The organism is Streptomyces sp. NPDC001507 (genome assembly GCF_042894765.1).
Classification (GTDB): domain Bacteria; phylum Actinomycetota; class Actinomycetes; order Streptomycetales; family Streptomycetaceae; genus Streptomyces.
The window spans coordinates 1-21,569 of record NZ_JBIAVV010000019.1 but is presented as its reverse complement, the minus strand read 5'-3'; the positions used below and the strand labels follow the sequence as shown (position 1 = coordinate 21,569).

Here is a 21,569-nt window from a genome sequence, read left to right as displayed (position 1 = left end):
CATCGACGAGCTGAACGCAACTGCCGCTTGGCCGCACGAAGTTGTCACGAGCGAGCCCGCCGCCTCGCCTCGTTGTTGCGCCAGTCTAGTCAGAACGGCAGGCGGCCAACGGCCAGCGGGTGAGCAGCACCACACCCACGACGACGGCGCTTAACAGCACGGCCGACACCACGAACGGCCAGCCCCCATTGCAACCCGTGCGACACTCCTTGAAACTCCCCACCCCGCTGAACGCCGGACCGAGCAGGGCGACAAGCAGCCCGTCCGTTGTCTACGGTTCTCATCGCCCCTGCGCTCCTTGCACAGTCTGCGTTTGGCATGTCCGCGTCCCTCCCAGACCCGCCACCATGGACGTCATGCAACACAGGAGGCGCCGCCACCCAGCTCACCAGGGGCGGCGGGAGCGCCCTCGGCCGTCAGCCCGTTCGCCAGCAGTGCCTGCTGTGAGGTCTCACTGGTGATGCGGTGACCGCGCGTCGTTAACCTGTGGGCCGCAGGTGGATTGCGACGCCTTCTGGAACCTGTGCGGGGTGATTGACCTGCGATGCTCCAGGTTGGATGAGACTGCTGCAGATGCGGTGAGAACGCCTACTGTGGCGGGCTGGGGAGTACGCAGGGTATCGATCAGTGTTCGCAGCTCCGGGGAAGCTTCTTCCCAGACGTCTTTGGTGGTCGAGCTGATGGGGCTGCGGAGCACTGGCCGTAGCCCAAGCAAGATGTCCCGGTTGAGGAAGCAGCAGAGGTCGTCGCGCAGCCTTCGGCGGGCACCGTTGTGTAGGGCTCATGCGCAGCCCGGACCATGCGCGGTGCAGCGGCAACTCCACCGGGCCGTGCTCGGGTCCGGTCAGCGTTATGGCCGGCTCACGCGACGGCCCGGGGTTGTCGGTGGCGCCGGGCACAATGGCACGCATGGCTCCCAAACCGCACTACCTGCCCGCCGCCTTGATCGGCGGCTTCGGCGTGCCGGAGACTGGCCGGGTCGTCGGCCTCCGGCACGCGAAGGTGTGCGTGCGCCGACGGAAGGAGCCGGAGAAGGTGTTCGGGCCGTTGAAGGCGGAGAACATCGCCTACCAGTACGGGCTTTACGACGTGGATGACCCGAGCAGCGACCTTCCCGCCGACTTCGCGGAGGCCATCTGGCAGGAGTACGAGGGGGCTCTGCCCACCGCGATCCTTGCCCTTGAGCAGGGCACATTCACCAGGGATGACTGGAAGACCATCCTGCTGCACGTCCAGGCGCAGTCCATCCGCCATCCCGACTACGACCGCGTCGCCGTCACCTACATCCAAGGGGAAGGTGGCTTGCCCACTCCGGGCCGTGATCACGTGCAACGCCAGCGGCAGACCACGTTCCGAGAGACCCGGCAGTGGATGGCCAATGCACGCTACGCCCTCATACGCCGAGGCGCGGCCGCGCCTCGGTTCGTGCTCAACGACAAGGGCTACATCCCCATGCACGACACCCTGCTCGACCTGAAGGGTGTCCTCTTCCCGGTCTCCGGCGACATCGCCGTGCTGATGGTGGTGGGCGCCGCGCAGCCGACCGACGACTACGAGGCCGGCCCGCTCACCGAGCGCACCCTCAACGCCAAGGGCATGGAACTCGTGAACCGAGCCGCCTGGACAGTCACCGAGATCACCTGCGTGATGGGCCACCCCGACGACGCCGACTACCTGCTACAGCTACCGGAAACCGGATCCACGCTGCGCCTTCCCCGACTCGGCCCGTATCGCGGCAACCGAGAACCCAGCTACTTCCACTGGGTGTTGACCGGTACAGGAGTGCCGCGCCCGCGAGAATGCCAGGACTTCCGGTGAGGCGCCCAGACCGCCTAGCGCAGCGGTGCCGTTGACCCACCACGCCCCTCCAGCGCAGGCTCCCTGGCCCCCGTTCGTCCTGGCCCGTGCCGACGAGTGTCGTACGGCCCGTCCCGGGACGCCCCTGCTGTCAGTGCCGCCTGGCATGGTTCTGATCATGTTCGACGGACTTCATGACATCGCCTGGGCGTCGATGGAGCACGCGTACGGCTCGGCCGAGGAGGTACCGGCGCTACTGACGGCGCTGCGCTCCCCGGACGCCGAGGAACGCCGCAAGGCCCTAGACCGTTTCTACGGCGCAGTCCACCATCAGGGCAGCGTGTACCCCCCCACGGCGGCCAGCCTGCCCTTCCTGTTCGAGCTGGCCGCCGACGGCGCCACGCCCGACCGGGCCGCCGTCGTCGCGCTGCTGGTCAGCATCGGCCGGGAGTCCCTCGACCGGGGCTTCGAGGACGACGGCACCGAGATCGAGTACTACCCCCCGATGGGCTGCGCGCAGGCCGTCGCCTTCCTGCGCGAGCGGGGTGCGCAGTTCGCCGAACTCGCCCGCGACCTCGACCCCAACGTGCGGCTGGCCGCGATCCCCGGGCTCGGGCTCTTCCTCGACGACGCCGACCGGGCCGCCGTCATGCTGCGCGAGCGGCTGGCCGCCGAGCAAGGCATCGCGGCGCGGCTGCGGATCGTTCAGGCGGCGGCCACCCTTGCACTGCGGCTGCCTGCGGTCGCGCAACAGGTGATGGACTGGCTCGGCGGGCTCGCCGCCGACCCGGCCCAGGGCCCCGTGACACGGCTCGCGGCCCTGGTCCAGCGGGCCCGCTGCGCCCCGGATGAGATCGACGAGGACGTCGTGGTGGCCGCAGTCGCCCTGCTGCGCGAGAGTGCCCGCGCCATACCCGTGCGGCCGGTCGCACCGGCCCCGAGCCGCCCGGCGGCTCCCACGGAAGGAGTTGCGCCCCAGATCGTCGCCGCCTTCGAGGATCTCGACCGGTACACGCGCGTGTACGCACCGACCACGGCCCTGCTGCGTACGTTCCACGAAGCCCTGGGGGCCCGGGTGTCCGAGCGCACCGCGGTGCTGGCCGAGCAGTTGAGCAGCCCCGACCCCGGCTCGCGCCTGGACGCGGTGCGTATGAGCGGGGAGCTGATGCGCACCTGGCGCGGGGATCACACCCGGCTCCTCCTGCTGATCACCGACCAGCTCACCACGGCCGATCAGGAGGTTGCCGCCGAGGCTGCGGCCGTCCTGGAGGCCTGCCACCCGATCGCCGCCCCGGCCCGGGAGGCACTCGCCGCACACATCGATGCCCAACGCGCGGTGCACGGCCCTCACGTATGGGCGGCCCCCGACGTGCTGCTGCGCAGAAGCCATCAGGAGGCCGTGCGGGCCTTGGCGCGCCTCGGCGACGCACGCGCGCTGCCGAGTCTGCTGGCCGCGCTGGACAGCGACATCGACGCCTGGCGCGCGATCCAGGTCGCACAGCATCTGCCGCAGGCGGCGGACCAGTTGGTGCCCCGGCTCTGCGACCACCTGCGCCGGATCGACCTCTCCCAGCAGCAGACCGAGATGAGCGCCAACGCGATCCTCTCCGCCCTGGCCACGCTGGCCGACCCGGCCGCGCTTCCTGTGGTGGTGGACACGCTCGGTGCCGCGGTGCGCCATGAGCAGGACCGCGTCACGCGATCAGCTCTTGAGGCGCTGGGGGCGTTCGGCCCGGCGGCGGCCGGCACACGGGAGACGATCCGGCTGCTGACCACCGCCACCGATGCGCACGTACGGCCTGCCGCCATCGCCGCGCTGTGGGCCGTCGACGGTGACCTGGCCGAGGTCATGCCGCTCCTGCTCGACCTCCTCGACGACCGCATCACCTTCCGGATCAGCGACGCGGCTGACCTGCTCGGCGAGATAGGCCCGCCCGCCTCCGCCGCCCTGCCGCTCCTGCGAGACCTCCTGACACACGACTACGAATGGGTCCGAGTGCACTGCGCCGCCGCGCTCTGGGAAATCGGAGGCCAGGCCGAGGCACCGGCCGTCCTGAACGCCCTGCTGCAGGCCATGGCCAAGAACCCCGCGACGGCCAACCACGTCGTCGCCTGCCTGGAACGCATGGGCCCCCTCGCGGCACCGGCCCTGCCCCTGCTCCGCGAGCAACTGGCCCTGCCCCGGCGCGGCGGCAGGTTCCAGAGCATCGAGCACGACGAGGAACTCCAGCGCATCGGCCATACCCTCATCACCCGGCTCGATCCTCCAGCGCCGGGCACCGCCGCACCGCGAACAGCCTGAGTCTGCGCCGCCCCTCCGCCACCACCACCCTCTCGCCCCCAGCGTGCGGTTCCGTCAGGGCGGACATCTGCGCGCCGTCGCTAGGCGTACGAGCGGTCGGACAGGCAGCGTTGTCCACTTGCGTGTCGGCGGCGTTGTGCGTGTTTCAGGGCACGAAGGGCCCCTACAGGACGCCGGTATCCGGCTCCCAGTCCGGATCCACCTCCGGCTCGTCGGCCAGCGTGTGGGCTTCGATGCCCGCGAGGTCCAACTCCTGCTCGATCAGGGTGAGCCTGCAGACCCGGCACCCGAAGTGGCGCGGGAAGAACCAGACCTCGCCGTAGTCCCCACTCCTGTCGCGCCCGCTGACGAAGGCGGGACTCTCACAGGCCGGGCAGGGATGAGGGATGTGCAGGAGCCATCTGCTGGGCACGGGCGAGCCGACAGGCTGGCGATGACCGCCGCCTTCTCGTCGGCGGGCAGGTGATCGGTCGTCCTCGCGAAGTTCTCCCGGGCCTGCCGGAGCTGTGCCTGGTAGCGCAGCTTCAGTTCGGACATCGCTTCTGTGACGAGATGTCTGCTCGGCTCAAAGAGCCGCCCCCAAAACCGCTCCTGCTCCCTCGACAGTGCGGCAAGGAGCGAGTCGATGCAGGTCACACCGGAGGCCAGCAGCTTCCTGCACTCACTGGCCGGACGGCCCCACCCCATGTGCGTGATGCCGTTGCGGGCATCCCGCAACGCGTTGAGGTCCGCCGCCGGCAGCCGCTTGTCGCCCAGTACTTCCCCGGCCCGGTCCACGGCGTCCTCACCGCCGACCGTCCTCAGCGCGGCCCGACCCTTGGCTGTCTTGTCCTCATGGCCGCCCAGCACCAGCAGATCGCTCACCTTAGGGTTCTTGGGAGTCAGCAGCCCCGGTGTGACGGACACCAGATACGCCTTCGCCATGTGCTCGACGGCCACTGCCATGTGATGCACCGCGAAGTCCTGGTCAGGGGGCTCCTCCAGGTAGGCTTCGATGGAGGTCCGCGCCCACCGCCGGGCGGAGCTCACCAAGTCCTCGTAGATTTCAACCTGGTTCATCAGCTAACCGTAGAGCGGCATGCCGAACCCGGCCCCGGAAACCAGTACTTCGGCTACTGCCAGCCTCCGCCTGTACTGGGCAGCGCGAGATGTTGCGTCTGGACCCGTGCGCGGGCCTGGCTCATCATCAGGGGATGGTTGCACAGCAGACGGATCTGCAACGGTTGCGGGAGCTCATCGACGAGGTACTTGCCGATTCCTACCAATCGCCCCGGCACAAGGACTTGCCCGCCCTCTGCGACCGCCTGCGACTGCCCTCACCCCCGCCGGAAGACGGCCATTCCAAGCACGAGCGGCTGACAGCCAGCCTGCAGGCATGTCCGGACGGCCACCTGGCAGGCGTCGCCGAAGCGATACTCGACCACCAGCCGCTGCCCGCCTGGCAGCGCAACCGGATCCAGGACCTGCTGTGGCTCGGACGTCCTCACGTCGAAATACCCGGCCGTACCCGACGGGAGCTGGCCCGGGACTTCGACCTGTCCGACCATCTCGAACACGCCGATCGGTTGATGAACCTGCTGGAGCGGATCTGGGACCTGGGCGGCGACCTGCGTGAGTGGGGCGGTTCCACCACCAGCCTGCGTGACGAATTGAGCGCCACGTGGTCCGCTTCCGCGACGACTGGACAGTCGAGCGTCTCTTTGAGGAACTCGGCGCGTTCGGCGCCCCACATCCCCGCTTCGGCCGCTTCCTCGAAGGACTAGCCTCAGCCGAGACCATCCCGGACGAACAGGCACAGCGCCGCTTCATCGAGATGGCCAACCGCCACCTGGAGCCGCTCGGCGCGCAGCTGCGCCAGGAAGGGGAGTCGGACGGATACCCGCTGTTCCACCTCGTCCAGCCCGGCCACGGCTCGGCCCGCCGGCCGCGCAACGTCATCTTCGCCACCTTGGGCAAGCCGGACATCCGTTTCACGGACGCACTCGACAACGACATCGAGATCGCAGAACGCGCCGACCAGGTCCTGGTCTACGACCGCGACATCACCAAGGACGGCCTGCTCGGGCGCGACCTGCTGACCTGGTGGCAGGAAACCCGCCACGTCTTTGACCCGCAGGAAGCCACCCGCTCCCTGTACGCGCGGATGAAGGCATCCCTGCCCCCCGAATCAGAGGGCCAGAAGAACCTGCTGTGGCTCTACTACAACATCCACCAGGACAACCTCCCGGACGTGCCCGCCCTGCTGCCGGAGGTCTGGGTTCACTGGGATCACAAGACCGTACGCCAACGTGGGGTCCATGCCCTGCAAAACCTCCGCATGGACTTTCTCATGCTGCTGCCGGGAAACCGCCGCGTGGTCCTTGAGGTCGACGGCATGCAGCACTACACGCGCCGGACCGCCGACGGCAGCATCCAGCCCGACAGCACCACCTACGCCGCCACGATGGCCGGGGACCGCGACCTGAAGTTCAGGGGCTACGAGGTGTTCCGGTTCGGCCATGACGAACTGCGTGACCTCGACACCGCGCGGCCGCTGATCACCGATTTCTTCGACAAGCTCCTCGGGCGCCCGCCCGGCAGGCCACCGCAGCCGGCCTGACCCGGCGCCCGGGCCTCCGCACGGACGTGACGCCGCCAGACCGCCGAAGGCCGGCATGCAGGTTCAGCACGCGCTGACGCAGGCCGCCACTGCCCCGGCATTGGCAGGGCGCAAGGCCGCGGGGGCTGCCGGCGCGTCTGTCAGAACTTCGCGTACCGGATGTCCAGGCAGTCACTGCACAGATCGGCCAGATCGAGGTCTGTGGCTCGATGGCACGAGCCACAGATACCGCCGAGCGGGTGCGCGCCCAGCAGGCACAGCAGGACCTGCCCGTCGGGTTCGTCGGCCGTCTGGGTCGGCACGACGCCGGCCGACTCCTGATCGCGTCCATCGCCGCCGGACTCGGCGGCACGACGTCGGCACTGCTGCACGCACCGTGGTGGCTGTCCGCCATGGCCTTCGCCAGCCTCGCCCTCGGGCTGGTCGTCATCGCCATCCAGTCGCTCATCCCGCAGGAGTCCGCCCACCGGCTGGCCTGGTGGCGCGACCGCCGCCGCCACCAGCAGCTGTGCCGTCAGACCCGCCGGCACGTCAGGCCTGAGCGGGTGCCGCATACGGCTGCCGAGACCGGTGGCGGCGCTGGGCCGGACGGCCGCCACGCGTGACCCGGCCCTCCTCCGCGCCTGCTGTACCGCGACCACCGCCATCGCCTGCGGCACGACAGCGGCGAACACCTCACCCCGGGACGGAGGCGGCCGGACGCCGCGGGGGACACACGATGCGGTGGGTGAAGCCGAAGGCGGTGACGTCTTCGTCCGGCAGCCAGAGTTCGATGTCCAGGAACGGCAAGCGGTCCGCCAGCGCCTCGGCGTAGGCAGTCGCTCCCGCTACAGCAGCCCCACCTCGGCCTGGATGTGCCCGAAGGCCTGTGCCATGTGGACCAGAGCCTGGCGCAGCAGGTCTTGGCGCTCGGTATGTCGCATGGTGGGCTCGGCGGTGATCGTGACAGCCATCTCCGGGCTGGGGCCTCGCCCGGTAGGGCCGAGCGGGTTCAGATCGATGAGGGAGCCCAGGCCGGGCGTCACGCCGGTGTCGTCGCTACGCTCGGCGCTCAGGCGCAACTCGGTGGTGGGCGGCGCGGCCCAGCGTCGACCGGCCGGATCACCGAGCACTTCGGGCACAAGCTCGGCGGCCGCCTGCCAGGCATGCAGCAGAACCTCCTGGACCTCATCGAAGCCCAGCGGTGCGCTCTGGTGGCCGCCCAGCGCTTCCGCCCAGGCGGCACTGTCTTCGATCAGGACGTCCGCGCACGAGACGACGGCGGAGTCCATCACGCCGGGACACGTGATCATGCAGGCGGCCGATATCGCCGGCCGCCCGTCCGGGGCTCGAAGGATGCTCGTGTAGCTGGCGGCGTGCAGCGAGTTGTCGTGCGGGCCTGGCTCCCACTGTCCCGTCGGGAGGTTGCCGCCGCGGCGCTGGGACAGCATCGTCACGGCACCGGCCAGCGGACTGAAGGCAAGTTGCTGCTCAAGGTGCTGGCGCCGTGCCTTCGTGATCTCCAGGGTGGAAGCCTCCGCCCAGGGAAGGGTCACCAGGGCGCGCAGCCGCAGCTGCGGTTTCGGTATCTGGCTCGTCCACCTGAGCGCGGACCGGGTCATGTCCAGACCGAGGCGCACGGCGGGCTGCCATCGCCAGACACCGTTCTGGGAGCGCACGAGACGGCCAGGACCCCACCTGCCACCATCCAGCTTCACGACGCTGACGGCGCCCCTCACCGCTCCAGAAGTGCTTACGGGGTAGCCTATCGCCGCGAGCGGATCCCCGCCGGCGTCAGCCCGGCCCGCGTCGACGATCGCCTGCCACACGGGGGTGCGCACCACGACGGGCGAACGCGGGGGAGCCAGGCACAGCACCCACCCCAGCTTCCCGTCCAGGAAGTGGTTCAGATCCTGCAGCGCTGCCGGTCCGTGGCGATACGCCTCACCGGCCGGCGGCCCAAGGCCCACATCGGCCAGCTCTTCGTACGCTTCGAGCATCTCGCGTTCCCACTCGGGCAGGCCCTGACCGATCCGCGGCGCGCCCGGCCACTGCGAGCCTGCGACGGCGTCATGCAGGAGCTGGGACAGCGTCTCGGCCGTGGGCATGCCGGAGGCGGCGATGCCGGCGGAGAGCAGGCGCTGGATCTCGGTGCGCGGCAGCCAGTGCGTCCCGTCCGCCTCGCGTACGGGCACCGCGACCGTATCCGTACGGGGCGTGCCAGGCTTGCCGACCGGCGCGGCCACGACGAACAGGCAGCCGGAGTCCTGGGCGGGGACGTCGATCTAGAGCACGCAGGATCCCTGTTGGTCGTCGGACCAGTCCACCGTCACCCCGCGCGGGGCAGGAGTGATGTGCGCGCGGATCAGCTTGCGGATCTGGTCGCGGTCGACCAAGGCGCGGTCGACCGGAACGATCGCGTCGAGAATCTCTACATCGTTCACCAGCCGCGTAGCGATCCCCAGGACGAGGACACCGCCGCCGCCGTTGGCGAATCCGCAGACGTCCTTGGCGAGTTCCTCAACTGCGCGCGGGTCACGCAGCGCATACGGCACGGCCTTGGCGTCCAGCCACTGGCCCTCCGGTTGTTCCAGCAGCAGGGCAGGGTCGTGTGCACGCAGCGCAGCCCGGACGGCCTTGAGATCCATCGTCGACACTCAGGAAGTATCCCGGCCCAGCCCGCTCTCCGGACACGTATTTCACCCTCGTCCTAGGGCAACCGCCAACGCGCCATCGGCCCCTTCGCGGCTATGCCGCTCCTGGCGCATGCAGCGCGCCCTCTGACCTTCTGAGCCCCCGCGGGCTGGGCTGGCCCCCCCGGGGGGAATAAACCGTGCCAGGGCGAAGGAGGAGCGGGTGGTGCACGGCTTCATGACGGGACAGGCGCTGGTAGGCACCGCTCCGGCCGATGGGGAGAAGCGGTTCGTGGCAGGTGTTTGGCCTGGCCCGCGCAAATGCTGGATCAACTTCCCGGTGGCAGTGATCGTCGCTACGGTGACACAGAGAGTTTGAGTTCTCGGTACAGAGAGTTCTCGGCACCGGGTCTTCTGGGGGGCGTTATGGGCAGACGTCGTGGTTTCTTCGCGGAGCTGAACTACCAGGCGCAGCAGGCGGAGAAGCGTCGACGACAGCAGGAGGCTGCCGCGCATCGTGCTCATGTCGCAGCGCTGCGCGAAGCCGAACGGGCCATGAAGGCACATCAGCGTGCGCAGGCGGCGGCGGTGAGAGCGTCGGCTGCGGAGAAGAAGGCCGCGGAGCGTGAGGCTGCGCGGCTCCTGGTGGAGTCCCGGCTGGCTGAGGTCGAGTCCCTGAATACGGATCTGGCCAGCGATCTTGCTGACATCGACGGGCTGCTCGCCTGGACTCTGGATGTGGACGACTATGTCGATCTCGAAGCGCTGAAGATCTCGCAGGTCGAGCATCCTCCGTTCGAGCCTGGTGGCCTGGCTGTTCCTGCGGCTGTGGTTGCCCAGCCGGAGTATGGCCCTGAGCCGGTGTATCAGGAGCCGGCTGCACCCACGGGACTCTCCGCTGTGCTCGGCGGGAAGAAGCGGCACCAGCAGGCTGTCGAGAAGGCCAGGGCCGCCTTCGAGGAGGCGCATGGCGACTGGGAGCGTGCCAGGGACGCTCTCCATCAGCGCCACGCCGAGGCGGTGGCCCGGAGGGAGAAGAAGGAAGCCAAGCGTGTGGCCCAGCTGGCTGCCGCCGAGGAGAAGTACAGGAAGGAATGCGAAACGCGCGAGGCAGAAGCGTCTGCTCGCAACGCAGAGCTCTCCAAGCTCATCAATGATCTTGCCTTCGATGTGGAGTCCGCGATCGAGGAGTACGTCGGCATCGTCCTGTCCAACTCGGTCTATCCCGAGGTCTTCCCGGTCGAGCACGACCATGCGTTCCGTCTCGCGTCGCGGGAACTCACGCTCACGGTCAGCGTTCCAGAGCCCTCAACGGTGCCCTCGGTCAAGGGCTACCGGTACGTGAAGACGAAAGACGAGATAGCCGCAAGCAGTTTGCCGGTCCGTGAGCAGAAAGAGCGGTACGCGAACGCGGTCTGGCAGGTCGCCGTCCGCAGCCTCCACGAGGTCTTCGAGGCCGACCGTGCCGGGAAGATCCACTCGATCGCGCTGACGGTCGGCGTCGACACCATCGACCCGGCCACGGGACGCCCAGCCACCGTTCCTCTTGCTGTCGTTGCCGCGGACCGTGAGACGTTCAACGGGTTCGACCTGGCCAGAGTTGTCCCGCAGGCCACGTTGCAGCACCTTGGTGCCGCGCTGTCGAAGTCGCCTTTCGACCTGGTAGCGGCAGACACCAGCCGCGGCATCCGGGTTCGAGGGCAGTGACGATGCGATTCAACCCGCCACCAGGGTGGCCCACGCCGCCCGAGGGCTGGACACCTCCACAGGGATGGAAACCCGACCCGGCCTGGCCGGCCCCACCGCCCGGCTGGCAGCTCTTCGTCACCGACGACGCGTCCGCATCGGACAACAGCATCGATGTGTGCACCACCGTGCCGGCCACCGAGGATCCCGCCGACCCGACGCCGGGAATACTTCAGTTCAGGCAGGACCAGACATCTGCTGATCCTCCGACTGCGCAGCCGCTGAACGGAGTTGACCCCGCGCCGTTGCTGGCCCGTATCGCCGCTCTCGAAGCCGAGCTCGCCACCGCACACAGCGGCGCCCCAGTGATCGATCTCAGCGACCAGCGCGCACTACAGGACGTCGGCATCTATCGCTACCACCACCCTCTGGAGAACGCTGCGGCCTACAAGGAGCGCCTCCACAACCTCGAAGGCCAGATCGACGAGATCATCAAGAGCGGCCGCGCGATCCTCGCTGCCGACATGTTCACCTTCGACGGATCCCTGGCCCGAGGGCGAAAGCTTGTCGGCGACCTGTCCAAACTGATGCTGCGGGCCTACAACGCGGAAGCCGACAACTGCGTGCGCTCGCTGCGATCGGGGAACGTGCGCGCCGCGCGCAAGCGCCTGGAGTCGGCGGTCACCGCGATCGAGAAGTTGGGGGTGATCATGGAGATGCGGATCAACCCCGAGTATCACGCTCTGCGCATCACTGAGCTCGAACTCACCGCAGACTTTCAGATGAAGGCGCAAGAAGAGCGCGAACGCGCTCGCCAGGAACGCCAGCTCCTTCGCGAAGAGCGCCGGGCTGAGCAGGAGCTGGCCGCCGAGAAGGAGCGACTCGAGAAGGAGCGCGCGCACTACATCAGCGTCCTGGACTCCCTGAGGGCCAAAGGCGACGACACTGCTGTCGCTGAGCTCTCGCTCCGCCTCGCCGACATCGAAAAAGCCATCGCAGCAAACGACTACCGCATTGCGAACATCCGCGCCGGCTACGTATACGTCATCTCCAACCTGGGTGCTTTCGGCCCGAACATCGTCAAGATCGGCATGACCCGCCGCCTCGAGCCGATGGACCGTGTCCGCGAGCTCGGCGATGCTTCAGTGCCGTTCCGGTACGACGTCCACGCCATGTTCTTCTCCGAGGACGCCGTGACACTGGAGTCCGAACTCCACAAGGCGTTCGCCGCTCGCCGCGTCAACTTCGTCAACGAACGACGCGAGTTCTTCTTCGCCACACCATCCGAGGTGCGAGCACTATTGGCAGACAAGGTAGGCGGCCTGCTCGAATTCACGGAGGAACCCGCGGCTCCCGAGTACTTCCAGAGCCGTAGCCGCTGGCCGCAGCAGAGCTAAGTGCGATCGAAGGGTCAGGGACAGCGCCAGCGATATTGGTGTCCTCCGAGCCCGGTGCAGGCACACTCCCATCCGCTGTCCTGGGGCAGTTCGGCGATGCTGTGCGCTACCACGGAGGCGGTCCCGCCTGCACGGCACCGTCCAACAGCACTACAGGGCAGGACACGCCTGTTGTCGCGGACGGCGTGCGCCCGTTGCTGGTTGGGCACCCGGCGCGGCGCACCCTGCACGGGAATGCCGGACTGCCTGCCCGTGTTACGGGAGTGTGGTTGTGGAGGGGGTAGTGTCCCCGGGCCTCACCTATTGCCTATGAGGACGATCGTTCGGCTGAAGCCTCATGGAGCCTTTCGCCGCGTAGGCGACCGCCCCTTCACGATCACGAGCATGTCCTGCCGCCCCGGCTCCTCTGCCTGGGACGCGTGTGTCCACGGCCGGAAACCCCGCCCCCGGTGACGGTTCCCGCAGCAGTGCCGGCCCACGACGCTCAATACGCCCCGAAGCGCCAGCGCGAAGATGGTGCCGTACCGGTGCTGGGTAGCTCATAGTGGACTGCTTCAGCCCTTGATCTCCTCAGAAACGGACGCCTGTGACGACTGCTGCCAGCGAGCCTTCCACCGAGCGTGTTCCCGGCCGGGTCTGGACGGTCCGCTTGACCGGTCATGCGGACCGGACCGCGGCGGTGACCTGCAGTACCGCGGCGTGCCGGATGCCGCCGCGCTCGAAGGACCTGTCCGGGCTGCGGGCGTTCGCCGCGCAGCATGCTGCCGCCCATGCGCGGGTGGCCACCGTCCACGCCAACGCCTGGTGCCATTGCGGCTCCACGCAGTGCGCTGCCCACCCGGACTACCCCGCTCACTGCGCGGGCGGCGTGGCACTGATCCTGCTGCACGATCCCGTCGTGGGACGCGTCTGGACGCTGGAGGAGGTCTGCGAGGCGTGCGCCCCGCTGATCCCCAACGCCCGCGTCCTAGCCCGCGCTGCCCGGCCCCCACGTGCGAGCCAGCGCCGTGACGGGCAGGTGCCGGCGCCTCAGGTGCCGATGCCCGCTCGGCCGGGTGTTCCCGGTGGCTTCTCCTCGCCCACCGCTCAACCCGCCGAGGGCGAGACGCGGCAGCCCCGCCGTCCACGCCGCACGTCACGTGCTGCCCGTCCCGCCCAGCGCCGCGGACAGGGGCGCTGAACGAGGCCGCCCGGACTGCGGCATTGCCGTCCCGCGGTGCTGGACACCGGAAGCGCGAATCTGGCCTGCCGTGTTGATGTCAGGGCGTCGCGTCACAACCGGCCGGTATCCAGATACCCCACGGACACCTGACCCGGCCGCCGCCAACTGATCCCAGGCCACGCGGGGCGCCTGGTGCCGTGTTGCCGGAGGGCGGCAGTGTTGCAGAGCAACACGTTGGCAACGTTCGGGGCTCTGGAGCGTCCAACCAGTCAGAATGCCCCGGGAACGGGCAGGCGGGCGGGCGCAACGCTAGCCGTTGCTGCTCCTGTTCCCCCGACATGGATCGCAACGGCTTCGGGTTCGTCCATTCTGTAATTCCTCTTCCGCAATCCGCTGGATGGGCGTTACGTCCCGCCTTCCTGAGGTGGGGAAGACGAATGGAGACCGTGGTGGACCGCCCCCTACTGTCGATGAGAGCGACTCTGGTGTTCCTGCTCGCGCTGCTCGCAGGCACGGTCGCAGGTGGGTTGACGGTACTTGCGGGGGAAGGAGCGCCGCGCAGTCTGCTTGCGGGTCTCGCCGTCGTGGGGCTGGCGGTGCCGTTCTTCAACCGCCTCATCGACACCGAGGGCGGCGGAGTCCAGCCGCCGGGTCCTGCAGGAGCCGGTGCCGGTGCCAGCTCCGCGGAGGGCGAGAGCAATGGGTGAGCTGCGGCCTCTGGGGGACGACCTCAACGACGCCTCCCGCGCCCTTGCGATGGCTCTTCGAGAGCTGTTCGAAGGCATGCACGTATCCATCCGACGGTATGCGGCGCGGCGCCAGCGCGACCCGGGAACGTTCTCCCGCTACCTGAACGGCACCCGCTTACCCCCATGGCAGGTGATCACCGACCTGTTCGCGGATCTCGCCGAACACCGCGGAGCCGCAGTGACCACCGAGGCCATCGAGTTCGTACGGAAGCTGTACGGGTCGGCCGTGGACGCCGCCTCCTCGCCGAAACACGCGATGGAACTCCTGGAACAGCAACTGGCCGACGCCGAGCGCGTCTCCCGGCGCTCCAGCGTCCGCGGCGACGTCCTGGGAGACGCGCTCCTGGACCGGACGCAGCGCATCGCCGATCTGGAGACGCGACTCAACCAGCTGGAAGCCGACCGCAGCGCAGAGCAGCGACGAGCGGACGCGCTCGCCGCTGCCAGCCCGGACATCTCCGGCCTCCTCCAGGAACGCAACGCACTACAGCTGGAAGTGGAGCGGCTCGGAGAAGACCTCAGGCAGGCGCCCAGCGTGCCGCAGCAGAAGACCGCTGCAATCTGCTCGAACGCCAACTGGAGGCCGTGGAGAAGCCCGCCCCCTCGCTGCCCGCCGTACCGCATGGCATGCCCAAGATCCTGATCGTCGATGACCAGCCGGACAACCTGCTCGCGATGACCGCGGTTCTGGCGACGCTCGATCAGGAACTCGTCACCGTGCCCTCCGGGCGAGAAGCACTCAAAGCACTCCTCGATCACGACGACTTCGCGGTCATCATCATGGACGTGCAGATGCCGGAGATGGACGGCTACGAGACCTGTGCCCACATCAAGCGTCGCCCCCGCACCCGGGATGTCCCCATCATCTTCCTGACCGCCATGGGCGTGGACTCGGAACACTCCGCCCGCGGATACGCGGCCGGCGCTGTTGACTACATCAGCAAGCCCTTCGACCCCTGGGCCCTGCGCGCCAAGGTCGCCGTGTTCACCTCCATCTATCTGGAGCGGTGCGCCCAACAGTGAGCCTGGCCGGTGGGAGAGGCATTCACACTTCCCGCCATCCCACCAGCCAACATCATGATCAGGGCTGAGGTAGTGCTGAGACGCTGAGTCCATCGCCGTCCAGGCGGTCGTCAGCCCGCTGTGTCACGCAGAAGCCGCTGGTGGTTGCGTGCTGTCGGCTTCGTGGCCGTTCGTGTCGCTCTCGGGCGAGTCTGCGGAATGGTTCTTTTGGAGGGCATCGTGGACGTCGCCGATGAGGTTGATGGTAGTGACGCGGGGGCGTGAGCCGAGGCCGTTGAGCGCAATGACGGAGGCGGTTCCCCAGACGACGGCGGTCAGGCCCGCTGCTGTGGGGCGTGTGGTGGCGGGGGTGCCAGCCCATGTCATCCAGATGGTTGCAGCTCCCCACAGAGCCCAGGTCAAGCGGGCTGCGAAAGTGCGGGTGGCGGCGGAGAGCAGGCCGATGGCGATGCCGCCTGTCAGCCACAACGTGTGGACTTCTGACGCGGTGAGCGGCAGCCCGCCGGTGTGGGTGGCGAGGAAGCGGTTGACGGGCTGGGTGATGGTGGCCCACACCGAGCCCGCATGCTCGGCCAGAGGGCTGAAGAACCGTTCGAGAACCACACCGAGGGGAGCGAGTGCGAGGAACACCACCGGCATCAGGCAGATCAGCAGCCACCACGGGGTGTGGGGACTCCAGGGCCGGCGCAGGAAAGCCTTGATTTCATCGGCGCGGGTGTCGATCCACCGGCCGTCCATAATCTGCAGCCACCGCTGCCGCACTGGGAGCCGCCGCTGGCCAGGGGGCGGCTGCGTGGCGGGAGCGGTAGGGGCTTTGAGGTCGGCGATCACGTCGGCGAGTGCCGCGCGCAGCGTCCGGGCCAGATGGCGGTCGTAGCCGCACACCGTGACCAGCGCCATGACCGCGGTGCCGGGAAGGGTGAGGGACAGCCACCACAGGTGATCGTTGCGGGCGAGGGAAGTGGTGTAGCCGGCCCCGGCGGCCGCGAGTACTGCTGTCAGACCGCGCAGCAGTCGGGGAGCGAGATCACCGAGCCGGACCGGGAGCTGTCGCGGGAGCGGTTCCCGGCGGACGGCGGAGCGTATCCAGGGCCAGGCCACGGCGATCCAGTGCCATGGGTCGATGGCCAGCACAACGCCGAGCATCAGCATCGGCGCGGTCAGAAGGTGCCAGGCGGCAGGGGTGGCGGCCTGCACGGCTGCGCTGCTCATGGCCAACACGCAGCCCAGGGCCCGCCCCAGCACGAGCGTGGAGGCCTGCCAGCGCTCGCTGCGCCGTACCACCTGGCTCGTGGCGGCAGTCGAAGCGGCCACTCCCAGGAAGTCGGCTGCTTCTGCACGCAGGACGCGTCCCTCGTCCAGCAGGCGCCGGGCGGTACGCAGGGCTTCTGCCGGGTCTGCGAGCAGTGCCTGCGTATCCAGGTCCGGTCCCTCCTCCGGCTCCGAAGATCCAGAGGAGGGGGCGGTGTCGGGATCGAGCAGCCGCAGCAGGGCAAGTTCTTCTTCGAGTTCCAGACAGCGGCGGTGGGCGGTCGCGGCCAGCGCCTCTGCCTGATCGCGCGCCTGACGGGCCTCCACCAGATCCTTTTGCGTCTGCTCCAAATGATGCAGTACCTCGGCGAGTTGCTGCTGGGCTTGCTCGCTGTCGTCCTCATCCGATGCGGCAGCCAGCTGCTGCAGGCGGGCGTCGAGGCTGGTGTTGAGCGCGGTCAGCATCACCACCAGTTCCTGAGCGGTCGCCAACTCTCTGGCCAGCCGGCGGCTTTGCTGGTCGGCCTCGGATAACCGGGAGTGACCGTCGTGCAGGTAGCGGGCCACCACAGGGGGAGTGCCTGCCGGTTGCTTGCGCACGGCTACCTGGGCGGAGGGCGGATTGGCAGCGCGTTCCCACAGGCGGACCGCTTCCGCCTTCTTCTGGTCCACCTCGTGCGGCAACGCGGTCGCCTCCACCAGCTGCGTCACGACCCGGCGGGACGGGACAGCGCCGCTGTAGTGGTTGCCGATACTGGAACGTGACCAGTTCAGCTCCGCCGCGAGATCGTTGTAGGTCTTGCCGGATCGCTCCCACAACTCGCGCAGAAACACCGTCAGCCGCCGTGCTTCAGGCGTCTCCGCTCGGATCGGTGCCGGCTTACGCCCCCGCTTCTTGCCGTCGGCCATCCACGCCCCTACCTGCACCATGACGTTGTCCTGGACATTGCCAACAATGTCCAGAGCCGACCTGCACGAACCCTCAGCGGCCCGTGTGGACAATTCCCCACCGCCGCAACCTCAAGACGAACCGCTCTTCCCCGGACCTCGTCTTGGAGCCCGCTCATGACCGCGCAGACCAACCAGACCGCCCCCGCCGCCTCCGCGCCTGCCCGCACCGCACCTGCCCGCCGGCCGCGCTCCCGCAGCGGGGACATCGCCCTCGACACCCGCACCGGCCTCCTGCTCGACCTCACCGTTTCCGCCGGCCCTGCCCAGCGTCTGCCCCGCGGGCGCGCCCAGGACCGCTACCGCTGCCTGGCCTGCGGCCTGCCCCTGGAGTACTGCGGCCCCCGCACCCGCCCCGACTACACCGCCCGCTTCCGCCACACCCGCCACGACCCGGACCGTTGCAACGCCAGCCCCGCACGCCAAGCCAGCGTCCCCGCTGCCGTCCGCCACGCCCGCACCCTGGCCCGACACCTCCACACCGCCCAGCCCGGCACGGACATCGCGCTGGCCGTCACCGCCATCGCAGACGGCGACTGCCCACCCGTGCTGGCCCTGCGGCTGCACGCCCCGCACGGCACCACCACGGTCCACCTCGCCTACGCCAGCGAACTGTCCCCCCACCAAGCCGAGCAACTGGCCCACGCGGCCCACGGCACCACCACGCACCACTGGCTGCTGTACGACCGCCTCACCCCCGACCACACTCACAGCCTCGGACACATAACCGTGCGCCTCCACCGGCAAAACCAGCGCCTGGAGCGCCTCACCCCCACCGCCACCCAGCGCCGCCTGGCCGCCACTCCCGTCGCCGTCGCCTGGCGCGCCCAGGGACTCCTGCTGATTCCCTTCGGCGGACACGCCGTCCTCCACCAGCCCCGCAGCGGAGAAGACTGGACAGGCCCCGCCGTCTCCCAACGGGACTGGAAGATCAGCCACCCCCAGCCGGCCACGGACGCGGCCTGGTGGGGTCTGGTCCCCGTTCCGCTGTGGGCCCTGACTGCCCCCATGCTGCTGGCCGCCGCGCCCCAGACCATGGCTGAGCTGGAACGCGTCCAACACGGCCGCGAAAGCTACCGGCGCGCTCAGGCCCGCGCCCAGTTCACCCAGGCACACACCAAGCTGCCCCTCGCGCGCGCCGCGGCGCCGATGCTGCCGGTGGCGGCGGCCGAGGAAGACACTGCTGTATCGCCGGCGCAGCCCACGCCGATACCGGCGCCGTCCGCCTCGATCGCCGTTGCGCGGTCGCGGCTGGCCCGGCTGCGCAAAGTCCTGCGGCGACTGTTCCGCCGGTCCTGAACCTCGTCGACGACCACGGGGCCCGCTCTCGGGCTCCGCCTCATATCCAGGCGGTGTGAACGGCGCTCCCAGAACAGGACGGCCCGTGGAGCCACAATCACGGCCCCCCCGGTGCAGCGGGAGCAGGATGGTGGACGTGGTGATGACGTGAGGAGGAGCGGCGTATGGAAGTGGGGGAGCGGTGGGCGTACCGGGCGGCACCGCACCACGGCCCGGTCGAAGAGGTCGAGGTGCTGAAGATCGGCGTACAGCGCCCGGTGCGCATCAAAGTGCGCTTCGTCGCCGAGGACGCCGAGGGCCGCGAGGAGTGGGTGCCGCCGGTCCGGCTGCGCGTCCTCTGGCAGGACAAGGACGTGTGGCTGGCCCGTGAGCAGCAGTGGAGCGAGCTGACGAACGACGGCCCGGACGAGGAGGATCCCGCGTTCCGGGCGGTCATCATCCTGTTTGACGAGCACCTCTGGGACGGGCTGGTGACCTTCGGCGTCAACTACCGTGACCGAGGCCTGCTGTACGTCGAAGACGTGCCCGCTCTGGCCGCGTTCCTCGAGGTCCCCGAACGCTTCTTCCACACCGATCCGCGGGCCTTCACCGACACCGACGGCACGCTGACCGCACCCTGGCCCACCACCGTCGAAGTAGCACGCCTCCTGGCCCGCACCCGGGCCGACCACCTCGTACCCTTCCTGGACCAACACGAACGCCAGGCACAGCAAGAGGCGATCTACGGCCACTACTACCGCGGCCGCGGCAAGAACCCCGGCACCTACATCAGCCCCGAGATCTGCGCCGAGGTCGACCACAGCTCCAAACCCGCCCGCGACCTGCTCCGCCACTGGTGCGGCACCGATGCAGTGGAAAGCCACGAGGAGCTGAAGGCCCTGCGCGACGAAGTACTCCGCATCGGCAAACTCACGGAACAGGCCATCAGCTTGCTCCGCCAGGCCGGACAGACCAAAGCCGCCGACCGGTTCGAACGCGAACTCGGCATCCCCCTCGAGACGCTGCGCCAAGCCGAACGCGACCACTGACACCCCGACCGTCCGGGCACCAACGACAGGAAGCTCCGTGGCCCGCACCAAGCTCAACGAGCGCCAACTCGACGCCCTGCGCCGCATCTGCCACGGCGAGACACCCATCACCTCCGACGACTCCGGCCTCGCCGCGACCGTCTACGCCCTGCGCAACCGGGGCCTGGTCACCACGCCCCGGACCGACGGCCGCTGGACCGCTGCCCCCACCGAAGCCGGCCTCCAGCACCTCGCCCACACCGACGCCACGCTCGCCCCGCCCCCGAGCGCCTCTGCCCCGGCGACGGCACCCGAGGCGGCCGAACTGATCAGCAGACTCCAGCAAGCCGACGGCACCCTGCACATCGCCAACCCCACCCCGGACGAGCGCGCCCGCTGGCGCCGCGCCCTGCACACCGCACGCGCAGATCACCTGGTCCCCGACGGCCACCACCTCCAGCACACCGGAAGAGACAAAGGCGACCTGGTCATCACCCTGCGCCCAGGCCCACCACCACGACGCTCCACACCCCCAGACGAGACCGTCCCCGTTCCCGACGACCTGCCCCCAGACCACCTGCACCCCGCAGCCGTCGCAGCGTGCATCCCGGCCTGCCCCGAGTGCCAGCCCCGCGCCCGCCGTATCCTCCACGCCCTCTGCCATGCAGCAGAAGCCAAGAACTACACGGTCAGCAACCCCGAGTCCGGCTCAGCCGCCAGCCTGGTGATCACCATCGGCGACAGTTCCTTCCCGCTCTCCTTCCACGAAGGCGCCTACGAGGTCCCCGACCCCAGCGGCGCGAAGTACGCCTGGCAACGCGTGACCGCACACACCACACGCCCCTCCCATCAACTCGACCTCAGCCTCCAGCACACCTACGCGCATCGAGGCCGCCGCTCTCACTGGGGAGACCGGCAACGCTGGCGCCTGGAAGACAAACTCCCCGCCCTCCTGCGAGAAATCGCCCACCGCGCACAGACCGAGGACGAACGACGGCAGGCCCAGCAGCGCAAAGAGGAAGAGACACGCCAACGCTGGCTGACCGCGATGCAGCAGGCTCGCACTGCCCTGGTGGAAGATCACCGGCTGAAGACCCTGCGCGCGCAGGTGCAGGCCTGGCAGGAAGCCACTGTCATTCGTGCTTACTGCGACGCACTGGAAGACCACCAGGACACCGATCCCGCAGCGGCCGAAGGAGTCACGGCCTGGACTGCTTGGGCCCGGGCCTATGCCGACCGTATCGACCCCGTACTTCAGAACCCGCGACTACCGGACCCTCCGACGATCACACCAGAAGACCTGCACCCCTACCTGCATGGCTGGAGCCCGTACGAGCCCAAGCGGAAATGAGCCGACGCCGTACCCGGAAGGCGTTCACCTGCTGAGCAAGACCTTCGCCCCGCGATATCTCCGCCATCTGCCGAAGCGGGCCGTACGGAAGCGCGAGGGCGGTGTTTATGGCGTCACGGTCTCGTTCCAGCGGCGAGGACGTACGAACCAGCGAGCCCCGAGGTCGCGACGCCGCCCACTCCCACTGGGCCCACCAGATCCACCGCCTCAACACCCGCAGCTGGAGCACCTACACACCCGTCGCCCACCACGCCGACGCCCAGCAGACAGCGGCACGATGACACACGGCCGGGGGGAGTGTCTTTTTCTTTGTGTAAGCCCTGGTGCTGACGCTTCTTCTGTGTGGTGTGGCGGTGCTACTGGTTGTCGGTGACGCGGTCGCCGTA

The 21,569-nt window shown here is 69.0% G+C and carries 16 protein-coding genes and 1 pseudogene; 13 read left to right on the top strand and 4 right to left on the bottom strand.

Annotated features, from left to right (window positions below; genetic code table 11):
* Nucleotides 1-909 precede the first annotated feature (909 nt).
* Together ACFY0K_RS43470 and ACFY0K_RS43465 are read left to right on the top strand one after the other, a co-directional pair.
* Entirely contained in the window at nt 910-1,818 is a 909-nt protein-coding gene (locus ACFY0K_RS43470; protein WP_390644565.1) for a hypothetical protein, read from the top strand.
* Nucleotides 1,819-1,975: 157 nt separating this feature from the next.
* The gene (locus ACFY0K_RS43465) at nt 1,976-4,099 is read left to right on the top strand and encodes a HEAT repeat domain-containing protein (protein WP_390644564.1); all 2,124 of its coding nucleotides are present in this window, start codon (nt 1,976-1,978) and stop codon (nt 4,097-4,099) included.
* Nucleotides 4,100-4,360: 261 nt separating this feature from the next.
* On the opposite strand, the gene ACFY0K_RS43460 is transcribed toward ACFY0K_RS43465, so the two are convergent.
* The gene (locus tag ACFY0K_RS43460; RefSeq protein WP_390644563.1) at nt 4,361-5,158 is read right to left on the bottom strand and encodes a hypothetical protein; all 798 of its coding nucleotides are present in this window, start codon (nt 5,156-5,158) and stop codon (nt 4,361-4,363) included.
* 134 nt (nt 5,159-5,292) lie between these two features.
* On the opposite strand from ACFY0K_RS43460, the gene ACFY0K_RS43455 reads away from it, so the two are divergent.
* The 3 genes from ACFY0K_RS43455 to ACFY0K_RS43445 all read left to right on the top strand — a co-directional run bounded on the left by ACFY0K_RS43455 (nt 5,293) and on the right by ACFY0K_RS43445 (nt 7,303).
* Nucleotides 5,293-5,862 (top strand): hypothetical protein, encoded by a 570-nt coding sequence (locus tag ACFY0K_RS43455; RefSeq protein ID WP_390644562.1) that lies wholly within the window; start codon nt 5,293-5,295, stop codon nt 5,860-5,862.
* Entirely contained in the window at nt 5,760-6,698 is a 939-nt protein-coding gene (locus ACFY0K_RS43450; RefSeq protein WP_390644561.1) for a hypothetical protein, read from the top strand. Before ACFY0K_RS43455 ends, ACFY0K_RS43450 begins: the two co-directional genes overlap by 103 nt.
* A gap of 209 nt (nt 6,699-6,907) precedes the next feature.
* Nucleotides 6,908-7,303, top strand: coding sequence for a hypothetical protein (locus ACFY0K_RS43445; RefSeq protein WP_390644560.1), 396 nt, complete (start codon nt 6,908-6,910; stop codon nt 7,301-7,303).
* A gap of 222 nt (nt 7,304-7,525) precedes the next feature.
* Here ACFY0K_RS43445 and ACFY0K_RS43440 read toward each other — a convergent pair whose 3' ends face one another.
* Together ACFY0K_RS43440 and ACFY0K_RS43435 are read right to left on the bottom strand one after the other, a co-directional pair.
* Nucleotides 7,526-8,923: a hypothetical protein gene (locus ACFY0K_RS43440; RefSeq protein ID WP_390644559.1), complete on the bottom strand. Its 1,398-nt coding sequence runs from the start codon at nt 8,921-8,923 to the stop codon at nt 7,526-7,528.
* 39 nt (nt 8,924-8,962) lie between these two features.
* Nucleotides 8,963-9,325: a helix-turn-helix domain-containing protein gene (locus ACFY0K_RS43435; RefSeq protein WP_390644622.1), complete on the bottom strand. Its 363-nt coding sequence runs from the start codon at nt 9,323-9,325 to the stop codon at nt 8,963-8,965.
* Between the two features lie 411 nt (nt 9,326-9,736).
* Here ACFY0K_RS43435 and ACFY0K_RS43430 point away from each other — a divergent pair, with 411 nt between their 5' ends.
* The 4 genes and pseudogenes from ACFY0K_RS43430 (at nt 9,737) to ACFY0K_RS43415 (ending at nt 15,327) form a co-directional block, all read left to right on the top strand.
* Nucleotides 9,737-11,017 (top strand): hypothetical protein, encoded by a 1,281-nt coding sequence (locus tag ACFY0K_RS43430; protein WP_390644558.1) that lies wholly within the window; start codon nt 9,737-9,739, stop codon nt 11,015-11,017.
* 2 nt (nt 11,018-11,019) lie between these two features.
* Nucleotides 11,020-12,393, top strand: a complete 1,374-nt coding sequence (locus ACFY0K_RS43425; RefSeq protein ID WP_390644557.1) for a DUF4041 domain-containing protein — start codon at nt 11,020-11,022, stop codon at nt 12,391-12,393.
* A 1,632-nt stretch (nt 12,394-14,025) separates the two neighbouring features.
* Entirely contained in the window at nt 14,026-14,262 is a 237-nt protein-coding gene (locus ACFY0K_RS43420; RefSeq protein WP_390644556.1) for a hypothetical protein, read from the top strand.
* Nucleotides 14,255-15,327 (top strand): annotated as a pseudogene (locus tag ACFY0K_RS43415) (response regulator). Before ACFY0K_RS43420 ends, ACFY0K_RS43415 begins: the two are co-directional and overlap by 8 nt.
* A gap of 123 nt (nt 15,328-15,450) precedes the next feature.
* Here the strand turns inward: ACFY0K_RS43415 and ACFY0K_RS43410 are convergent.
* Entirely contained in the window at nt 15,451-17,487 is a 2,037-nt protein-coding gene (locus ACFY0K_RS43410) for a helix-turn-helix domain-containing protein (protein WP_390644555.1), read from the bottom strand.
* Between the two features lie 156 nt (nt 17,488-17,643).
* On the opposite strand from ACFY0K_RS43410, the gene ACFY0K_RS43405 reads away from it, so the two are divergent.
* The 4 genes from ACFY0K_RS43405 (at nt 17,644) to ACFY0K_RS43390 (ending at nt 21,464) form a co-directional block, all read left to right on the top strand.
* A complete protein-coding gene (locus tag ACFY0K_RS43405) occupies nt 17,644-18,825 on the top strand; it encodes a hypothetical protein (protein WP_390644554.1) in 1,182 nt (393 codons plus the stop codon).
* Between the two features lie 164 nt (nt 18,826-18,989).
* Complete coding sequence (locus ACFY0K_RS43400) at nt 18,990-19,853, top strand: hypothetical protein (RefSeq protein WP_390644553.1); 864 nt, start codon at nt 18,990-18,992, stop codon at nt 19,851-19,853.
* 37 nt (nt 19,854-19,890) lie between these two features.
* On the top strand, nt 19,891-21,183 hold the full coding sequence (locus ACFY0K_RS43395; RefSeq protein ID WP_390644552.1) for a hypothetical protein: 1,293 nt from the start codon (nt 19,891-19,893) through the stop codon (nt 21,181-21,183).
* Between the two features lie 107 nt (nt 21,184-21,290).
* The gene (locus ACFY0K_RS43390; RefSeq protein WP_390644551.1) at nt 21,291-21,464 is read left to right on the top strand and encodes a hypothetical protein; all 174 of its coding nucleotides are present in this window, start codon (nt 21,291-21,293) and stop codon (nt 21,462-21,464) included.
* The last annotated feature ends 105 nt before the right edge of the window (nt 21,465-21,569 follow it).